The organism is Psychroserpens sp. XS_ASV72, assembly GCF_041224425.1.
Taxonomy (GTDB): domain Bacteria; phylum Bacteroidota; class Bacteroidia; order Flavobacteriales; family Flavobacteriaceae; genus Psychroserpens.
In genome coordinates, this window is the sequence record NZ_JBGFGL010000076.1 from 28,895 (window position 1) to 49,634 (window position 20,740).

General features: G+C 36.3%; 17 protein-coding genes. 5 read left to right on the forward strand and 12 right to left on the reverse strand.

Translation table 11 applies throughout. The features are described from left to right. Positions 1-170: 170 nt before the first annotated feature. Genes AB9K26_RS07390 through AB9K26_RS07400 form a run of 3 tightly spaced genes read left to right on the forward strand, consistent with a single transcriptional unit; the run spans position 171 to position 3,192 of the window. Positions 171-1,595, forward strand: a complete 1,425-nt coding sequence (locus AB9K26_RS07390) for an L-serine ammonia-lyase (RefSeq protein WP_369971913.1) — start codon at positions 171-173, stop codon at positions 1,593-1,595. 55 nt (positions 1,596-1,650) lie between these two features. Continuing rightward, positions 1,651-2,469: a 3-methyl-2-oxobutanoate hydroxymethyltransferase gene (gene panB / locus AB9K26_RS07395; RefSeq protein WP_369971914.1), complete on the forward strand. Its 819-nt coding sequence runs from the start codon at positions 1,651-1,653 to the stop codon at positions 2,467-2,469. Positions 2,470-2,484: 15 nt separating this feature from the next. Next, complete coding sequence (locus AB9K26_RS07400) at positions 2,485-3,192, forward strand: RluA family pseudouridine synthase (RefSeq protein WP_369971915.1); 708 nt, start codon at positions 2,485-2,487, stop codon at positions 3,190-3,192. On the opposite strand, the gene AB9K26_RS07405 is transcribed toward AB9K26_RS07400, so the two are convergent. The 7 genes from AB9K26_RS07405 to AB9K26_RS07435 form a co-directional block, all read right to left on the reverse strand. Further along, positions 3,193-4,011, reverse strand: a complete 819-nt coding sequence (locus AB9K26_RS07405; RefSeq protein WP_369971916.1) for a sensor histidine kinase — start codon at positions 4,009-4,011, stop codon at positions 3,193-3,195. 669 nt (positions 4,012-4,680) lie between these two features. Further along, entirely contained in the window at positions 4,681-5,187 is a 507-nt protein-coding gene (locus AB9K26_RS07410; protein WP_369971917.1) for a hypothetical protein, read from the reverse strand. A gap of 86 nt (positions 5,188-5,273) precedes the next feature. Then, complete coding sequence (locus tag AB9K26_RS07415; protein WP_369971918.1) at positions 5,274-6,125, reverse strand: biotin-dependent carboxyltransferase family protein; 852 nt, start codon at positions 6,123-6,125, stop codon at positions 5,274-5,276. After that, the gene (gene pxpB, locus AB9K26_RS07420; protein WP_369971919.1) at positions 6,118-6,849 is read right to left on the reverse strand and encodes a 5-oxoprolinase subunit PxpB; all 732 of its coding nucleotides are present in this window, start codon (positions 6,847-6,849) and stop codon (positions 6,118-6,120) included. The genes AB9K26_RS07415 and pxpB overlap by 8 nt, the downstream gene beginning before the upstream one ends. A gap of 17 nt (positions 6,850-6,866) precedes the next feature. After that, positions 6,867-7,598, reverse strand: a complete 732-nt coding sequence (pxpA, locus tag AB9K26_RS07425; RefSeq protein ID WP_369971920.1) for a 5-oxoprolinase subunit PxpA — start codon at positions 7,596-7,598, stop codon at positions 6,867-6,869. After that, positions 7,598-8,824: an Nramp family divalent metal transporter gene (locus tag AB9K26_RS07430; RefSeq protein WP_369971921.1), complete on the reverse strand. Its 1,227-nt coding sequence runs from the start codon at positions 8,822-8,824 to the stop codon at positions 7,598-7,600. Before AB9K26_RS07430 ends, pxpA begins: the two co-directional genes overlap by 1 nt. Continuing rightward, positions 8,817-9,929, reverse strand: coding sequence for a DUF2891 domain-containing protein (locus AB9K26_RS07435; RefSeq protein WP_369971922.1), 1,113 nt, complete (start codon positions 9,927-9,929; stop codon positions 8,817-8,819). The genes AB9K26_RS07430 and AB9K26_RS07435 overlap by 8 nt, the downstream gene beginning before the upstream one ends. A gap of 142 nt (positions 9,930-10,071) precedes the next feature. On the opposite strand from AB9K26_RS07435, the gene AB9K26_RS07440 reads away from it, so the two are divergent. Further along, complete coding sequence (locus AB9K26_RS07440; protein WP_369971923.1) at positions 10,072-12,210, forward strand: hypothetical protein; 2,139 nt, start codon at positions 10,072-10,074, stop codon at positions 12,208-12,210. Here the strand turns inward: AB9K26_RS07440 and AB9K26_RS07445 are convergent, their stop codons facing one another. Next, positions 12,211-13,749, reverse strand: coding sequence for a YifB family Mg chelatase-like AAA ATPase (locus AB9K26_RS07445; protein WP_369971924.1), 1,539 nt, complete (start codon positions 13,747-13,749; stop codon positions 12,211-12,213). A gap of 118 nt (positions 13,750-13,867) precedes the next feature. On the opposite strand from AB9K26_RS07445, the gene AB9K26_RS07450 reads away from it, so the two are divergent. Next, positions 13,868-15,349: a DASS family sodium-coupled anion symporter gene (locus AB9K26_RS07450; protein WP_369971925.1), complete on the forward strand. Its 1,482-nt coding sequence runs from the start codon at positions 13,868-13,870 to the stop codon at positions 15,347-15,349. Between the two features lie 51 nt (positions 15,350-15,400). On the opposite strand, the gene AB9K26_RS07455 is transcribed toward AB9K26_RS07450, so the two are convergent. The 4 genes from AB9K26_RS07455 to pabB are packed head-to-tail and all read right to left on the reverse strand — an operon-like array spanning position 15,401 to position 20,671. Beyond that, entirely contained in the window at positions 15,401-16,357 is a 957-nt protein-coding gene (locus AB9K26_RS07455) for a YheT family hydrolase (protein ID WP_369971926.1), read from the reverse strand. After that, positions 16,357-17,979 (reverse strand): adenine deaminase, encoded by a 1,623-nt coding sequence (ade, locus tag AB9K26_RS07460; protein WP_369971927.1) that lies wholly within the window; start codon positions 17,977-17,979, stop codon positions 16,357-16,359. The genes AB9K26_RS07455 and ade overlap by 1 nt, the downstream gene beginning before the upstream one ends. A gap of 23 nt (positions 17,980-18,002) precedes the next feature. Then, a complete protein-coding gene (gene tilS, locus AB9K26_RS07465; protein ID WP_369971928.1) occupies positions 18,003-19,331 on the reverse strand; it encodes a tRNA lysidine(34) synthetase TilS in 1,329 nt (442 codons plus the stop codon). Between the two features lie 38 nt (positions 19,332-19,369). Next, a complete protein-coding gene (gene pabB / locus AB9K26_RS07470) occupies positions 19,370-20,671 on the reverse strand; it encodes an aminodeoxychorismate synthase component I (RefSeq protein ID WP_369971929.1) in 1,302 nt (433 codons plus the stop codon). Positions 20,672-20,740: the final 69 nt, after the last annotated feature.

Below are 20,740 nucleotides of genomic sequence, written 5' to 3' on the forward strand. Positions count from 1 at the left end.
CCTGTTTCCAGGAACGTTGTGTTCATTTTTAATTTCGATAACAATATGTCAATCATTATGCCATGGAAAAAAATATGACATGATGTCATTATACGGTTTAAAGTTTTTTAAAAAATATGATATTGTGTTTTAAAACACGCTATCTTTGGCACACTAAAACGATTTCGTAGATGGAGTGTATCTCAGTTTTTGACATGCTCAAAATTGGTGTTGGGCCTTCAAGTTCACATACCTTGGGACCGTGGCGAGCGGCAGAACGTTGGATTAAAGAGCTTAAAGACAAAAACAAATTTGATAAAGTCGAAAAAATCACGGTTGATCTTTATGGCTCCCTTTCCCTAACAGGAAAAGGTCATGCTACAGACTACGCGGTACTTTTAGGTTTAAGTGGAGCGAATCCTGAGACGATTCCTGTTGATACCATAGATGTCATTATCAATGCCATTAAAAACACTAACATCTTAGCTTTTAATAATGAAAAGCCATTAGACTTTAATGTGCAATCCGATATCATTTTCAATAAAAAATTTTTACCATTTCATGCCAATGCGTTGACCTTTTCAGCTCATATCAATGGAAGACGACATAGATCTACCTACTACTCTATTGGTGGTGGTTTTGTAGTTCAAGAAGAACGCAAAGTTTCGAAAGCGAATAAAATCATTTTTTACTGTACGTTTCCTTATCCGATCTCTTATGGCGAAGAACTGCTCAAGTTTTGTCATCAACTAAACCTACCCATCTCAGGAGTTGTCTTGGAAAATGAAAAATCCATTCGCGATGAAGCAACGATTGATGCCGAACTGAAACGTATCTGGGACACCATGCTGGAGTGTATGTATGTTGGTTGCCACACGGAAGGCACTTTACCTGGCGGACTTAAAGTAAGGCGTAGAGCTTATGATATGTATCAAAGTCTGAAAGGAGAAAAACCCTATGATACACCTGTGGAGTGGCTACATTCCATAAGAGATACTGAAGTTAAATTTAGACAAATATTAAAGTGGGTCAGTTGTTTTGCTTTAGCGGTCAATGAAGTTAATGCATCATTAGGTCGAGTGGTCACAGCTCCTACGAATGGAAGTGCTGGTGTGATTCCTGCGGTACTCATGTATTATTTAGTCATTGAAAACCACGATGGCAACTTTGAAGATATCAAGCGTTTTTTATTGGTTGCTGGTGAAATTGGTAGTATTTTCAAAAAAGGCGCTACCATAAGTGCTGCAATGGGTGGATGTCAAGCTGAAATTGGTGTTTCTTCCGCTATGGCAGCTGCTGCTTTATGTGAATTGTCAGGTGGCACACCTGAACAAGTTTTAATTGCTGCAGAAATTGCTATGGAACATCATTTAGGATTGACCTGTGATCCAATTGGCGGACTCGTTCAAGTGCCTTGTATTGAACGCAATGCCATGGGAGCCATAAAGGCTATTAATGCTTGTGAATTAGCTTTAGATACCGATCATAACAATGTAAAAGTTCCGTTAGATAAGGTTGTGAACACCATGTGGGAAACTGCCAAAGACATGAATACCAAATACAAAGAAACCTCTGAAGGTGGTTTGGCTGTAGGTGTTCATTTAACCGACTGTTAGTCGTTCTTATCATATAATATTCCTATTTTTACACTCTATTAAAACAACTGAAATTATGTCCACCGCAAAGAAAAGTTATAAACGCGTTACCGTGAAATCCCTTGTGGAAATGAAACAGAATCAGGAAAAGATATCCATGCTTACGGCCTATGATTACACCATGGCTAAAATTGTTGATGAAGCTGGTGTTGATGTCATCTTGGTTGGTGATTCTGCGAGTAATGTCATGGCAGGACACGAAACTACTTTACCTATCACCTTAGATCAAATGATTTATCATGCTTCTTCTGTGGTAAGAGCAATTGATAGAGCTTTGGTTGTGGTTGATTTACCTTTTGGAAGTTACCAAAGTGATCCTAAGGAAGCTTTACGTTCAGCCATTAGAATCATGAAGGAATCTGGAGGTCATGCCGTTAAAATGGAAGGCGGAAAAGAAGTCAAAGAATCTATAAAACGCATATTGAATGCTGGAATTCCAGTAATGGGACATTTAGGCTTGACACCACAATCTATTTACAAATTTGGAACGTATACTGTAAGAGCTAAAGAAGAGGAGGAAGCACAACGTTTAAAAGAAGACGCAAAAATGCTAGAACGTTGTGGCTGTTTTGCATTGGTTTTAGAAAAAATTCCTGCCAAACTGGCCCAAGAAGTCGCAGAAAGTATTTCAATTCCTGTAATAGGTATTGGTGCTGGATCAGGCGTTGATGGACAAGTTTTGGTACTTCATGACATGATTGGAATGACACATGAATTCAACCCAAGGTTTCTAAGACGCTATATGAATCTTTACGAAGACATGACCAAGGCTATAGGTCAATATGTCGACGATGTGAAATCGGTTGACTTTCCGAACGAAAAAGAGCAATACTAATCAAGACTTCTAAACTTGTCTAAAGATAAAGTCCTTTCCAACAAGACGAACCTTCAAGTACTTTACGAAGACAATCACATCATTGTTGTCAACAAAAGAGCTGGAGACATTGTGCAAGGTGATAAAACTGGCGACAAACCACTAAGTGATGTTGTAAAGTCTTATCTAAAGGAAAAATACAATAAACCTGGAAATGTCTATTTAGGTGTTGTACATCGATTGGATCGTCCAACCACAGGAATTGTTCTGTTTTCAAAAACAAGTAAAGCTTTACCTAGACTCAACAAATTATTTTCAGAAAAAAAAGCAAATAAAACCTATTGGGCTGTCGTTAAAAAAGCTCCTGAACCTCTAAATGGAACTTTGAAGCATTGGCTAAAGAAAAATCCGAAGAACAACAAATCTACAGCGTATTCAGATGAGATTAAGGGCAGTAAAAAGGGAATTTTACATTACAAAACTATAAAAGCCCTTGATAACTACACACTTTTGGAAATCAATCTAGAAACCGGAAGACATCATCAAATTAGATGTCAGTTGGCAAGTATTGGTTCTCCTATAAAAGGTGATTTGAAATACGGTTTTGACAGAAGCAATCCAGATGCCAGTATTCATCTACACGCAAGACGTTTAGAGTTCATACATCCTGTTTCCAAAGAACCAATTGATATTGAAGCTGATCCAGCTGAAGACCCTATTTGGAATGCCTGTATGGAAAGTTAGTTAGGAGATTGGATATTCGATATTTAAAACGGTGCCTTTTTCCTCTTCAGAAGTAAGCTTGAAATCGGCACCAATGAGTTCTGCCCTACTTTCCATATTAATTAATCCTGAACCTTTTTGTACTGTGGACACATCAAACCCTTTACCATCATCTGAAGCGGAAATAAGCAAATTATTGGGTTGATATTTTAATATTACTCTTAAGTTTTCAGCTTCAGAATATTTGACTGAATTCGAGAAAAACTCTTGTAGAATTCTGTAAAGTATCAAGACATGTTTTTCATTTTTGAGTGTAAAGGGATTCCCTTCGATAACAAGTTCGGCTGAAGAAAACTTCATTCGTTTTAATCGCTCCAATTCATTGGTGATGGCATCTTCGAGTCCCATATTCAAAATCACATCATTGTTTAGAGATTTTGAAAGCGCACGCACTTCTTTCAAACTATCTTTGACAATACTTGAAGTATCATCAACTTTTTCCTTTAAATCCTCAGGAACTTTAGAAGTCAGCATGTTGAGTTGCATACTGGCGTACGCTAACAGTTGTCCGACATTATCGTGTAATTCACGTCCGATATGTTTTAAGGTTTGTTCTTGTATTTCAGATTGCGTTCTTGAGATTTCCTCATCAAATTGCTTCTGCTGTTCTATTTGTTCAAGCAATAACTTATGCTTTCGCTTTTGAAACGTCACAAAAAACAAGATGATCATAACAGACAGTAACAACATAGCAAAGATAACGTAGCCAATTAAAGCCACCTCTTCCTTGTCTATTGTTTGTGCCTCTTGAGCGAGTACCAAAAACCGAAGGCAATGCATGAATAGGTAAATATGTTAATATACAATAAAGCTAATGATCTGAAATTTACAAATTCTGTATTAAAGGGTGTGAAATATTCACTATAAATAAACAAAGGTGTTGCGCATAATTGCCATAATAACAAAGCTATGCTTATATAAAAAGATGGTAATTTGTAATACTGAAGTATAAAATCACTACTCATTAACTCCTTAAAATACAATAACACATAAATACATGTGATTACTGAGGCCAATATACGATCATAAGGCAACCCATTAACAAAGAAAGCATCTGTAAATAAGTAGTAAAAAACAGTGAATGCTGTATATAGGATTACCACTAACCTAATAACGAGTTTTGATACCTTATTGCTAATTAAATCAGAATAAAAGACACCTAAAAGCCCAATAGTCAATAAATCATAAATGTTATAAAGCCAAATATTTTGGCATAACACGCTGTTCTTCCATGCTATAAACCAATCGAAATCATAATTGTATTGCAGGAAATGCTTATAAGCACCTATGGTTTCGATTATGAACGTGAACCATAAGTAATAAACAAATATTCTGAGCTTTTCATTTTTGGTCCTTTTAAGATATATTGACGCTGAAATAGCTGCCAAAAGCTCAAAAGACTTGGCTATAAGCGATCTATTCTCATACAAAAACTCATTCAAAATTCATCTATTGAGGGTAATTTGCTCCAGGCGGATCTCCATCTTCACCATTATCTAATCCATTACCTCCAGGAATATCATTTTTACCTCCTTGGAACATAAAATTAAACATATTTCCCTCTGAAGTATTCAAATAACCAGTAGGCATCATAAACACTGTGGTATAACCCGCTCCTTGGCTATCAGTTGGTTTTGCTCCTAAATAAATTCTGACCCCATTCATGGTATACCCTAAATCTTTTGCTTGAGATTGTGCAATTTGAAGAAAATCCTGCACGTCCTCCAATGCATACCATGAAGAGCGATTATCACCTCCTTTTCGAGTCACAATAGAATCACTAATTAATTGATAACGCTCATTATAAGCTTTATCCAAAACTGTTGCTTCTGCAGGTGTAATCATTCCTTTTGGTGGAGGCGGTAACATTTCAATAGGTGTTTCCTTTTGACAATAAAAATACATGGCCAAGGCACCTAAAATAAATCCCAAAATAAGTAATACTAGTTTTTTCATAACCGGTTAGTTTAATTAATAGTAGCTCTAAAATATTGAAATTCTTTACATAAAACTAAAAACAAGTTAAATTTTTAAGTCTTTTCTTACCAATCTTTACATTTAAACCTTATTTTCTGACCTACAGTCTTTTGGGACAACTTATTAATCGATTCTTCCGTAAGCTGAAAAATCCTTGGATAGCCTCCAGTGGTTTGACAATCACGCATCAAAACCATAAGCTGGCCAGATGGTGTCAACTGAATTGTTCCTGGCAACACCGCAGATGTAATAATTGGTGTTATTGTGTTGCTAATACGTTGCTCAAATTGATAGGCCATTCTATTACTATCTTTTGATATGCTGTAATCAGTATTCAAAAAAGAATTTTGTTCGGTTTCTGAAAGTCTAGAAAATTCTTGTCCTCTGTAGCCTTCAATGATTTCAGAATCAAAATGAATAGCTTTTATCTTGATAGATGAGTTTGTCAAGCCAGTCTTGTTCTCAAACGCCTGAATTGGGAGCACATCATTCTTTTTGACAGTACTAGTTGGAGTAACATCTTTATACATACTTCGACTATTCATAACCATTTCTGTCTGAAATCCATTTTTAACAGCCAAATAAGTTCTACATCCTTTTTGCTGCTTTCCGAAAGAAAGGGTATCACCATTCTTCACAACTACTTGAGTATTCAATTTGATGCCAATTCCATTTATCATAGCATTAAGATCAGCTCCACATATCGCTATGATAGAATCGACGTGAAATTTAAGCCATGGTCCTATCAATGTGATTTCAAGAACTGCATCATGAGCATTATTTCCTATTATTTTATTTGCCATTTGAGCTGAAAGCATATCCATAGCTCCAGAAAATGGAATACCATACTCCTGAACACCAAAGCGTCCAAGATCTTGAATGGTATCATACAAACCAGATTTTAAGACCTCAACCATGAATTATTTCCATTTCTAATTTAAATTCACCCGAAATGACCCTCTTCTTGATGTCATAATATTGATCTAAGTCCACAGGATAAAACTTAACCTGATCGCCTGCAGTAGCAAAACAAGGTGGATTTACATTCATATTAAAAAATTCTAAAGGTGAATTGCCGATAATATTCCAACCTGCAGGACTTGAATTGGGATAAATTCCTGTTTGAAAATCTCCAATGCCGACAGCTCCTTTTTCGACTTTCATTCTTGGCTTATTTTTTCTTTGAAAATACAACCGTTTATCCAATCCACCCAAGTATAAAAAACCAGGCAAAAACCCAATAAAAAAAACCGTGTAAATCGGCTTGGTATGCCATTTAATAATTTGAGATTTTGAACACTGTTTTTCAATCAATATTTGCTCTAAATCAGAAGCAAATTGATCATCATAACACACCGGAATTTTCCATCGCTTAATACCATTTGATTTTGATGATATTTTTGAATCGTATTGTGATTTTAAGGTCGATATTTCATTATAGATATTATCAATAGTGTATTTATAATACACTAATATCGAGCTATATGTATTATTTATTTGAAGTATTTGTTTAATATTTGAATTCTGAAGTGTTTTTTTAAAATCTAAGATATCAAACAGTATATTTTGGTCAATTTTTTGTGGCCATTCTATTAAAATTGAACGCTCAGAATACGGTTGATATGTCAATTCAAAACCCATCTAGTACCTTAAAGAATCTAAATATTTTTAACCTCTAATTCCCGCCTTAAATACATTAAATTTTCTACAGCATTTTTGTGATCTCCATGCATGCAAATTGTATCTACTTTGATAGGCTTCTCTACTCCATTTTTTGTCCTAACAAATCCCATTTGAACCATCTCAAAAACGTGTTTAAAAATAGATTCTGAGTCCGAAATAATGGCATCTGAGTCTTGACGAGACACCAAACTTAAATCTTCATTGTAATTCCGATCTGCAAATCCTTCAAAAAACACCTGAACGTTGTTATTTAATGCAACATCAGAAATCACAGATCTGTAAGGCGCATATAATACCAATCTAGAATCAAAAGATTTTATCACATCAACTATAATTTCAGCTGTTTCAACATCATTTACAGCTTTATTATAAAGTGCGCCATGTGGTTTTACATGATGCATGTTTAAATTAAAATCAAAAAGCACTTTTCTTAAAGATTCTATTTGCGACATTAAGCTAGCACTTAATTCCGAAGGAGACATGTCTATTTCCACCCTTCCGAAATTGGACTTATCTGGAAAAGAAGGATGCGCGCCTACTTTAACTCCATAACGCTTAGCCAAGTCTACAACAGTTTTCATCGTCTTTAAATCTCCTGCATGACCTCCACAAGCCACATTGCATGAGGACAAATAACGCATGAGCTGCGCTTCATTACCTAAACCTTCACCGAGATCGCAGTTAATATCAATTCGTTTTCTATTCATCAGAACACATTAAAAACAGTCAGTATACTTTTTATACCTAAGAAGGCCGCTATTCCGAGAATAACCAAACCAATACTATTTTGAAAGACACCATTCTTAAATTTACCCAAAACCGAAGTTCTATTCATAATCCATAATAAAAATCCCGCTATAACAGGCAATAGAAGTCCATTAGCCACTTGCGCAAACTTTATGATTTCAATGGATTTAAATCCTACAGAAGAAAACAAAACGCCTAAACCTAATATGAACATCCACACCATGCGAAATCGCCTTGATTTCAAATCGGATGTCCATCCCAAACAACCCGAAGCTACATAAGCAGCAGCTAAAGGTGCTGTAATAGCACTGGTGATTCCAGCAGCAAACAATCCCACAGAGAGCACATAAGTAGCAAAACGCCCAAATAAAGGCGTTAAACCTTTGGCCAAATCGCCTACACTTTGAATTTCAATTGAATTTATTGCCGAAGAGGAGATTACAATACACATTGAGACAATACCACCCAACACAACAGCGAAAACAGTATCTCTTCTAGCGTATTTCAAATCACTTGTATTGTTCCATTTTTCTTTTACCAAAGCCGCATGCAAGAACAAGTTGTAAGGCACTACTGTTGTACCAACCAATGCGATTACAGTAAACAAGCTTTCAGCATTCAAATTTGGCACAAACATTCCTTTAAGAACACCAAATATATCTGGTTTGGTCAAAAAAGCGGTAACCACAAAAGCTAAACTCATCACAACAACCATTGCAATTAATGTCCTTTCCAATATTTTATAATTTCCAATGTATAATATGACAAAAGCTATAAGTCCGATGACAACACTTAAAAGGTTGAACGATCGATTTCCATAATGCAAATTCTGAGTTCCAAAAATGGTCTCCAGACCCAAAATTCCTCCACTGATATTTCCTGCTTCATAAGCAGCATTTCCAATAATAATAGCTGACAAAACAAGAACTAATGACAGCCATTTAAATATTGGGTGACGTATTTCTGAACGAATGACTTCAGATAATCCTTTTTGGGTCACGATTCCTAAACGAGCTGCCATTTCTTGAAGCACAATTGTCGCAACAACTGATAACACCAAAGACCAAAGCAATGAAAATCCAAAATTAGCACCTGCCAAAGTACAAACCGTTACGGTTCCTGGTCCAATAAACGCTGCAGCAACCAAAGGTCCTGGACCTATTTGTGACAACCATTTTTTAATCACGACTAACAGAGTTTAAAGCAAAAATGGCAAAACTTCCCAGCCAGTGACCTCCTTCATAACTATCGCCAACAATATTAGGTAATGAATAATTGATATGCTTATTTGCCAGGTTCTTTAAGTGACTGTATTGAGGTAAATCTTCAGCGATTTTATTCAAACTCCAGGCTCTAGAAAAATTCACACCATCCAAGTGCACAAGCTTTCCATCAGTTCTATCGGAAACCTTACCAACCTGAATTTCAAAAGATGTATCTTTAAGCTGAGGCAAAAAGTCAGACATCCAAGTTTTAAATTCCTCTTGCTCCAACACACGTTTCATTAACGCTGCTTCCTCGAGGCATGGCGACAAAAAATCAAATCCGCTAGGTTCCCAAGATAACGGACAACCCTTATCATTGCTATAAAAATCTTTAGCTCGCTTTTCAATAAGTGAGGCCAATTCTTGATGACCGACTGCTTTAGCATAATCATAGGCAAACGACAAGCCAAAAGCCGTGTTTGGGTGTTCCCCAACTCTGATAGGATAGTTAAGCTTTGGAAGGAACTCAAGGTATTTACCAACAATTAAATCGGTTAAAGGCTTCAGATTTTGCTCTAATACCTCCGCATTAGTATCTTCCCAAGTATGAAGTTCCTCAGCAAGCTTCAAAAGCCAAGCCCAACCATAAGTTCGCTCGTAAGTTGCATTGTGCTTTCCATAAAAATAAGCAACTTCGGTTTTAATGTGCTCCTCAGACATATTCTCCATAAGCATATCAATAACAACTTCCCTATTCGCTAACTGTGGAAATTGCTTAAGCAAGCTCACCAAACTCCAATGACCATGTACTGCCGAATGCCAGTCAAAACAACCATAAAACGCTGGATGCAACTCTTGAGGCGATTTCAAATCGGTATCGCCTCCAATAACTTGATTGAGCTTATTTGGATATTCGGTTTGAATACAATCCAAAGGTAATTGTGCTAATTTGTTTGCTTGTTCTAGATTAAGTCTAGGAACAACTTCCATCGCTTCTACAGACAACTCTTTATTTTGTGATGAATCCTCAGAATCGAGACAAGAGAAGAATACAATCAATAAAAGCAAACAGCTAAGTTTTCTCAAAACCATAATTAAAGATATTAACAACCGAGTTTAAATATAAGGGATTTCTTTTGAGATCGCATTTAGAATTATATTATAATGTTTACATTAATATTATTATCTTCGAATACGTTTGTAATGCCTTAAAACACGACAAGCTTCAATGAAAAAGAAAAAATGGTTCAGAACCTTACAGTTTCTGGCAGCCTATTTGGTAGCTGCATGGACGTTTTTACAGTTTATTGATTGGATTCTTAATCGCTACAACATCTCACCTTATTGGGTTGATGTGCTGCTATGGTTTTTCGTTGGAATTATTCCATCGTTACTCATTTACTTACACAACCAAGAGCGTATCAACAAGAGAATTCTTTATCTAAGGGAAAAAATTATTTTTCCTCTAAATATTATTTTGCTGGCATTAGTGCTTTATTTCGGGTTTGGAAACAGCGATCTTGGAGCCACTACTAAAAATATCACCTTTGAAAATTCTGATGGCGAAGTAGAAACCAAGACGATTACCAAGGAAGAGTTCAGGGTTGGATTTCCAATTTTTGATTTTAAGCAAGAAGTTAAAGACAGTACGACAAGCTGGATGCAGTATGGTATTGGTAGAATCCTAATGGAAGACTTGCTGCAAAACAAAAATTTAAGTCCGGACTTTATGCGACTTACTTCTACCACTGATAAAATTAGAGAAGCATCTTTGTTTTATGATTTTTACATTGATGGCAGGTATAAAAAAACTAACGATGGATTCGAAATCACTACCTATATCAGAAAAGCCAGTAATGGCAAAATTCTAACAGAAAAAACTTTTAGAGGCGCCAACGTGTTACCTCTGTTAGATGAAATCAGTGTCTTTATAACCTCTGAAGCAGGTTTTGTTGAACAAAATGGCTTGAACTATATTGATTTGCCAATTAATGAATTTATGAGCAATTCATTACCAGCACTAGAAGCATTTGTCAATGGAAATTACAGCAAGGCATACGAAATTGATAAGAATTTTGCACTTGCTTATTTGGAGAACGCCAAACGAAAAAGCCTTTACAACCACGGAAAGCTAGAAACTCAAGATATCATTGATAAAGCTTTTGCTCTAAAAAACAAACTGCCTCTCCAAAAACAATTAGAGGTTTTTATTCAACGAAATTTAGCGTACAATAACTACAAAGAAGCCGAAAAACAAGTCAATCTACAACTAGAAGTAGATCCTAGCAACGATTTTTACAATCGTGTTTTATTTTCAATTTATGGAGACACGAAACAAATTGAGTCTTATTTGAAAAAATCGGAAGAACTGTTTGAAAAAGACCCAAAAGCTGAAAACGGAATGAATTTAGCCATAGCAACTTTAGTTAACGGTGACGAAGAAGAGCTACTCAAAGCTTTAAAGCCTTATGAGGTCATTAGTCCCGAAATAAAGAAGTTGAAGTTAGCTCCTCTTATTTTAACTGGCAAGATTCGAGAAGCCGAAAAAATATTAGAGGAATTGAAATTTGGAAACTACAGAAATGACAGGCTTCAGGTTTATGACACTATTATTAAACGCCTCAAAAACAATACTCCAAAAATAGAAAACCTTAAACAGTTTGAAGGAAAGTACATCTCCAACACAAACGAACAAGTTACGGAATTCTGGCTTGAAGACAATCGACTTATTCGATACGTTTCCCACCAACGCATGCAACGCATGATTCCTGTTGGACCAAACACTATTGGAGGTGGATATGTAGGCGATCAAACATGGTTACTTCAATTAGTAAAAGATACTCTTGGAAAACCTATAGGTATCAAGAGCGATGTTTACTATTGGAATGGAAAAAACACCGGCTGGTTGTGGAAAATAGATAGCCATATAACTAAAGCCGAAGAGGCATTTGATAAAGGCGACTACAATACCGCTAAGCACTATTATGAAATTGCCTTGAAGGAAAATCCAAACCATGAATACATCAACAACATCCTTGCGCACATTACCTATGTAAGCAACAACGACAAAGAACATTTATTAGCGCAGCACAAGTCTTTTGAAGGCACTTACGGTCCAAGAAAATTTTGGATTGAAAACGATAAATTCTATTACAAGCGAAAAGGTGAGAATATTGATTTGCCTAAGGTAGAACTTTTGCCAATTTCTGAAAATAGATACATGTACTTAACTAGACTCGGCACCATCATGCAGTTTGAAGAGAACGATCAACAGGAATTAGCTAGTGTTCCGTATTCATTATCTGTCGATGACATGACATGGAACCGTTTAGATGGAGATACTAATTATTTTATAAAGAACAACTAATCACCCTAACCAACCTTCCCGATCCATACTTCGATATTGAATTGCTTCAGAAATGTGTGTTCCATTAATTTGCTCTGCACCTTCTAAATCTGCAATGGTTCTCGAGACTTTTAAAATTCTATCATAGGCTCTTGCCGATAAATTTAAATGCTCCATAGCGTGTTTGAGCAACTCCATCGAGCCTTTGTCAAGTTTACAATGCTTCCTTATATACTTCGTATTCATTTGGGCATTGTAATGCACATTTTTAGATTCTTCGAATCTTTGTGTCTGAATATCTCTAGCAGCAGTAACACGTTTTCTTATCTCAACAGATGACTCTCCTCTTCTATCATCTGATAGCTTATCAAAAGGCACAGGCGTGACCTCAACATGAATATCTATACGATCTAACAACGGACCAGAAATCTTGCTGAGATACCGTTGCATTTCAGCTGGAGAGGATGTTACAGGTGCATTGGGATCATTGAAATAACCTCCTGGACTCGGATTCATACTTGCCACCAACATGAATGATGACGGATACGTGACAGTGAATTTAGCTCTGGAAATCGTTACCTCTCGATCTTCCAAAGGTTGGCGCATCACTTCCAAAACCTCTCTTTTAAATTCTGGCAATTCGTCTAGAAACAGAACGCCATTATGCGATAAAGAGATTTCTCCTGGCTGCGGATAACTTCCTCCACCAACCAAAGCGACATTAGAAATTGTATGATGAGGACTTCGAAATGGACGTTGTGACATAAGTCCAGCATGTGCTTTCACTCGACCAACAACCGAATGTATTTTTGTGGTTTCTAAGGCTTCATCCAAAGTCATTGGAGGCAAAATACTCGGCAATCGCTTTGCCAACATGGTTTTTCCTGCGCCTGGAGGACCAATCAAGATGATATTATGTCCGCCAGCTGCCGCTATCTCCATGCATCGTTTAATGCTCTCCTGGCCTTTGACATCGCTAAAATCAAACTCAGGAACCTCAAGGTTTTTATAGAATTCTTCTTTGGTATTGATTATGGTCTGTGGAATATCTATCCCTTTATCAAAATATTCAATGACTTCTTTTATGTTCTCTACTCCATAAACTTTGAGACCATCAACAATAGCTGCCTCATTGGCGTTTTGCTTCGGAAGAATAAAGCCTTTGAAGCCTTCCTCTTTTGCTTTCACAGCAATAGGCAAAGCGCCTTTTATAGGCTGAAGATCTCCATCTAAAGACAATTCACCCATTATCAAATAGTCCTCTAAATTTTCAGCTTGAATTTGGTTTGTAGCGACCAAAATACCAACAGCCAAGGTTACATCGTAAGCAGAACCTTCCTTCCTTAAATCGGCAGGAGACATATTAATGATGATTTTTTTTCCAGGAATCTTATAACCATTGTTTTGAAGTGCTGCAGCAATTCTATAATTGCTTTCCTTAATAGCATTGTCTGGCAAACCTACCAAATGATAGCCAATTCCAGAATCGACATTGACCTCCACAGTAATCGTAGTAGCTTCTACGCCAAAGACAGCACTGCCATAAACCTTTTTTAACATACATAGAATATTTACTCAAATATAGAAAATATTCTAATAGTTTGATTTCTACGGAAGCATATAAATCAATAAGTCTGTAATTTCATTACATTAGCAAGACTTTTAGATTGCATAAAACATGAGCATTACAAAACGTATCGGATTAGTTTTAGGTCCATTATTGTTTATTTTGATACTTCTTTTTTTTAAACCCGAAGGCTTGTCAACTCAAGCCAATGCAGTTTTAGCAAGCACGATTTGGATTGCTGTTTGGTGGATTACTGAATGTATTCCAATTGCAGTCACTGCACTCTTACCTATCGTTCTATTTCCCTTGTCTGGCGGCTTGGATTTGTCGACAACTACAAGCGCTTTCGGTCATAAATACGTGTTCTTATATTTAGGCGGTTTTATCATTGCTATAGCGATTGAAAAATGGAAACTTCACAAGCGAATAGCCTTGAACATCATTAACATCATAGGAAGTGATGTGAGAAAGATCATTTTAGGTTTTATGGTTGCTACGGCATTTTTATCCATGTGGATTTCAAATACGGCTACTTCTGTGATGATGCTACCAATTGGCATTGCTATCATCAAGCAACTCAAGGATAATCCAGAAACCGAAGAAGATGAAAATCTCATCTTTGGGAAAGCACTTATGCTAGCTATTGCTTATAGTGCTTCTATTGGAGGCATTGGAACCCTTATTGGCACACCTCCTAATTTAGTATTGGCTGGAGTCGTTTCAGATATTTATAATTATGAGATTACCTTTTTAGAATGGTTTATTTTTGGATTTCCAATATCGGTCATACTTCTTATCATATGTTGGCAATACTTGACGCGTTTTGCATTTACTTTCAAACAAAAGGAATTCCCAGGTGGACGGCAAGAAATTAAACGTTTATTAAAAGACTTGGGCAACATCAGCTATGAAGAAAAACTGGTGGCCTTTATTTTCGCTCTAACAGCTTTTTGTTGGATTACACGTTCGTTCATCTTACAAAGTATATTTCCGTCATTAGATGACACCATAATCGCAGTTTTCTTTGCTGTTTTATTATTTCTAGTTCCTTCAAAAAACAAAAAAGAACGACTTATCAATTGGGAAGAAGCCACAAAATTGCCTTGGGGTATTATTTTGTTATTTGGTGGTGGCATGGCTTTGGCAATAGGTTTTGAAATTAGCGGATTGGCATTATGGATTGGCAATCAAATGACCACTTTACAAGGTGTTACCACAATACTTTTGATCTTTTTACTAGTAGCTGCCATTAACTTCTTAACAGAAATCACCTCTAACTTAGCCACCACAGCCATGTTGTTGCCCGTATTGGCACCAATGGCATTAACGGTTGACATACATCCATTTGTGTTGATGGTAGGTGCAGCCGTTGCAGCTTCTTGTGCATTTATGCTACCTGTCGCTACACCTCCTAACGCTGTGGTCTTTGGTTCTGGCTATCTGCGAATTCCGGATATGGTTGGCAAAGGCATTGTAATGAATGTGATTTCCATCATTATTGTTACGCTCTTTGTGTACTTTGTATTGCCTAAAGCCTGGAATATTATAGTTGAAGGGTTTCCTAATAGTCTAATAGCGCTTAGTTTTTTATAAATTTTTTCGTTCATAGACTATTTACAAATTCAAAAGCTGCAAAATTACTATCTATAATCCAATTACGAATTTCAAAGCTCGTTGCTCATTGTAGTAAAATTTTCCCTTTTGAATAAACCCAACATGACCCCCAAATTTCGGCATTTCCAAATAGAGATTCGGATTGTGTTTGGCTTCTTTTACAGGAAAACATTCTGGTGACAAAAAAGAATCATTAAGCGCATTGATAAGAAGTGTTGGTACGTAGATATTCTTTAAAAACTGAAGACTACTCGATTGCTCATAATAGTCTAATGCATCCTTAAATCCGTGAGCTTTAGCCGTGTAAACCTCGTCAAAATCTTTTAAAGTTTTAATTGAATTGATTTCTGCAACACTAATACTATCAGGAAATTGAGATATTTTAACTTTTAGTTTGTCAACCAAGTGTTTTTTGAATCTAATCGCAAAGGCCTTGTTCTTTAATTTATGAAGTTCCTTTGAAGACCCATTCAAATGAACTGGTACAGATATCGCGATTGCCGATTTGATTTCTGATGGAATTTCTCGGTCCTCTCCCAAATATTTTAAGGTAATATTTCCACCTAAACTGATGCCTTTGATATAAATTTTTGAATAGCCTTTTTGAACACAATGCTGTACTACATCATCCAAATCATCAGTTGCTCCAGAATGGTAGCTATGGTAGAAACGATTACCCTCACCACTGCAGCCTCTAAAATTCACAGCTACAGCATCAATCTCATTTGTATTAAACAATTTAGCAGTTCCTGTTATGTATGGTCGCTGCGCATGTCCTTCCAAGCCATGTAATAAAATGATGACTGCATCTGATTTACTGGTGGCATAGCTCCAATCCAAATCCAAAAAATCACCATCACGAGTCTCAATACGCTCTCGATTTTGTTCCACGCCTTTCACTTTTCGAAATAAACCCGAATACACAGTGGCTACAAATCCATTTTTAAACTGAAAAGGCGGCTTATAAGTCGATTCAACGATTGGCATTAGCTATACTTTAGGTTCGTGAATTCAAAAGACGTTCCGTTAAACAGGCCTTTGTCACTCAACTTTAAAGATGGGATCACCAACAATGCCATAAATGACAAGGTCATGTAAGGTGCGTCAAGTGAACTTCCCATTTGCTTTGCTTTTTTATCTAAGCTGGCATAAGCCTTACCAACGGTTTCACCATCTTGATCGCTCATGATACCAGCCACTGGCAAAGGAACAGTATTGGCTTCTGATGCGGTAACAGCAGTGATTCCGCCTTTATGTTCAATAATTTCGTTAACAGCCTTACTAATCATCTCATCAGAAACGCCAACAGCAATAATATTATGGGAATCATGCGCTACCGAAGACGCAATAGCACCTTCTTTAAGTCCGAAATTCTTGATAAAAGCAATAGCTGGTTTTTCATCTTTATAACGATTCACGACAGCTATTTTCAAAACATCAGATTTGGCATTTGAAACTAGATTCCCTGTATCCAAAGTCACTTGTTCTATGTGCTCATTGGTAACCAATTGTCCGTTAAGTGCTTCTATAACACGTATTTCTTTTGCATCTGAATAAACTTTAAAATCGGAAGCCGTTTTTTTCGTTGCCTTGAAATTATTCAAGTTCTTAAATCCCACTGATTGTATGTTGGATTGTCCATTTTCGCTTACCAAATTTCCATTGATATAAGTTAGAATTACTTCAAAGTCTTTCAAATCCTTGACCACAATAAAATCGGCGAAATCACCTTCCTGAAGCAATCCAACATCTAAATTATAATGCTCAACAGGATTCACACAAGCTGCTTGTAAAACCTTAAACACATCAATATCATTTGCTACAGCCCTTGCACATAAACTATTGATATGACCAAGTATAAGATCATCAGGATGTTTATCATCGCTACAGAACATGATGTCATTATAGTATTCAGGCAACAAGTCGATGAGTGCCTCAAAATTTTTGGCTGCACTACCTTCACGAATCAACACTTTCATTCCCTTTTGAAGTTTTTCCAAACCTTCCTCATAGGTAAAGCATTCATGATCTGTTGAGATTCCAGCACCAATATATTTGGTAATATCATCACCAAGAACTCCTGGTGCATGACCATCTACAGGTTTATTAAAATGCTTTGCCCAAGCTATTTTTTGCAAGACCTCTTCATCATCAAACAATACGCCAGGATAGTTCATCATCTCGGCGAGATATTTGATATCTGGATTTGACAATAAATATTTAATCCCTGACGAATCTATAATAGCGCCAGCCGATTCAAACGCTGTAGCTGGCACACATGATGGTGCTCCAAAATTAAACTTAAAAGGTGTTTGCTTTCCATTTTCAATCATAAACTCCACACCTTCAACACCAAGCACATTAGCAATTTCATGAGGATCGGAAACTGTTGCTACAGTACCATGGTTTACTGCAAGTTGCGCAAACTCACTTGGCACCAACATTGAGCTTTCAATATGAATATGTGCATCAACAAAGCCAGGCATTATAAACTGTTCAACATCATGTTCTTTCTCTACAACAGATTTTATCTTACCATTCTCAACTTCAATTTCACCTTTGAAAATGCGTCGGTTTTTAACATCAACTATTTGTCCTTTGATTATCATTTGCGTAAGCTATCAACTTTGCTCTAAGTAGCAATTAATTGTATTTTTAAAATATTTGTTGTGTAATTGGTGACTTTAAAACGATCATCTGCACGCATTCCAATGACCCAAACAATCTTGCCATCAGAAACCAAAAGACGACTCTTTTCCTTAGCTACCAAAGAGAGTTTCTCATCTTTAAAATATTTACTCAACTTCTTTTTACCCTTCATTCCTAAAGGATAAAACATGTCACCTTCTTTCCATTTTCTTATGTGTAATGGGAAGTCCAACAAATCTTTGTCAACAAACACAGTTGTTTCTGAAGACTTTATAACTGAATCGGCTTCATCAAAAAGCAACACACCAAAAGGTGTTTCAATCGATCTGACATCGTCAGAGATTAAAATCTTTTTCGCATTATCCGCTTCCTCGTCGTTAGCTTTATCAGTTAGAATCAGATGCTCTCGATCTTTCAATAATCGATAACTATCTGAAAAAATTTGTTTTCCAGATTGGGCTGTCAACAAGTCTACAACATCGTTCCATTCTGTAAATCCGTAACCCTTGAACATCTCGTACAAGTAAGCTTTTGGATTGTTAAATCTTTCAAATTCAGAAATTTTAAATTTGATCTGATGTCCATCAATTTCTGAAATAGCCTTTTCAGATAATGCATCAAGACCATCATCAACGATATCTGAAGCATCCTTTAAATTGGATATGGTCGTGTTGAAATTAGACAATAATTCAGGTGCTATTTCCTTTAACTGCGGAATGATATGATGACGTAGTTTATTTCTAAGATATTTATCTGAAACATTGCTACTGTCTTCACGCCATTGCAAGCCATTTTGCTTTGCATAGGCTTCCAACTGCGCTCTAGAAAATGGCAATAGCGGACGAACCACTGCATTATTCACTTCAGGAATACCTGTTAAACCAGACAAACCCGAACCTCTTGTCAAGTTAATCAAAAATGTTTCTAGGTTATCATCAGCATGATGAGCCGTTAAAAGGCAATCAAAATCTAAATCGTTCAACATCGTATCGAACCAATGGTAACGCAACTCCCTAGCTGCCATTTGAATGGAGAGCTTGTGTTTGGAAGCATATTTTTCCGTATCAAAATACTCTATGAAGACCTCAAGATTTAGATCTTCACTTAATTGCAATACAAAATCTTCATCAGCATCGCTTTCTTCTCCTCTCAACTTGAAGTTGCAATGAGCTAAAGCTATATTTAAGTTAGCCGATTTACAAAGATGTGTTAGCACAACACTGTCCAATCCACCAGAAATAGCGATTAGCAATTTTCCTTCCTTCAAAAAGGGAAGTGACGCATCAATATGTTTCTTGAATTCGCTTAACACAAATCAAAGGTATGTGTTTTTTCAAATAAAAACCGACATTAATCTTCCAAAACCTGTCGCATTGCCCTTGCCTTTATCAAACACTCTTCATATTCCTTAACGGGATCACTTTTAGCTGTGATAGCACCACCTACCGAATAGGACACATACTTTTGCGTTGCATTATATAAAATACTTCGGATTACCACATTAAAATCAAAATCGCCTTCAGGCTTAAAATAACCTACGGCTCCAGAATATAATCCGCGTTTTGTTTCTTCCAGTTCTTCAATAATTTCCATTGCTGAAATCTTTGGCGCTCCAGTCATGCTTCCCATAGGAAATGTCGTTTTAACAACCTCAACAGGATGTGTATCTTTAGTAATTTCAGAAGTAATTGTTGAAATCATCTGATGCACTTGCTCAAATGTATACACAACACAAAGCTCCTCAACTTTAACACTTCCTTTTACTGCAGTTTTAGAGAGATCGTTGCGAACCAAATCAACAATCATGATATTTTCACTACGCTCTTTTTCATCGGTGAATAAATTGGCTTTTAAAACGGCATCTTCATCTGGATTTTCAGAACGTTTAGCAGTACCCTTTATAGGTTGCGATACAATTTTACTGCCTTCCTTTTTTATATATCGTTCTGGCGATGCAGACAACAAGAACTTATTGTTAACTCTTAAAAACGTAGCGAAAGGCGCTTTAGAAATAGCATTTAGATTGTTGTAGATATGCAAGGGATTAATTTCGGTATTTTCGGCATAAAATTCCTGACAAAAATTAGCTTCGTAAATATCACCTCTATGAATATGCTCCAGCATGCTATTAACTTTTTCAAAGTAAGCATCCTTATGAATACGAAGACTTATCTTTACTTTGTGTTCTTGATTTGAAGCAGCGTTAGTTTCCTTCAAATCTTGGTCATAAATGGATTTCAAATCTGCTTCCAATTCATCGGAAACCATATTCAAATATTGAATCTCAAGATTATTTCCTTTTAACAAAAACACCTTTTTAGGCTGAAAAAAGTACAGTTCCGGAAATTTCAATCCATCGTAATTATTGGATGTTAACTGTTCAACGTCATTCTTAAGATCATAAGATAAATAACCGAAAACCCAATCATTTGTTATGGTTTGATACTCTTTCAGTTGATCAAAAGCATTGTGATAATCGGTCTGGATACTTGTAAAGGCATCGACAGCCAATACAGCGTCAAAATTCGAGAATTGTTGTTCGTAAGTATTGGAATCTAACCAGATAACCTCATGGAACTGAGTACTCCACTTTAAAAGTTTTCTTTTAAAATCCTCAGAATCTGAAATATGATGCTGCGTTAGTGTTCTCAATAGTTTTGAATGAAGCACAAAAATACTGAATAAAAGCCTTGAAACCCAAGTAAAGAATTACATTTGCAA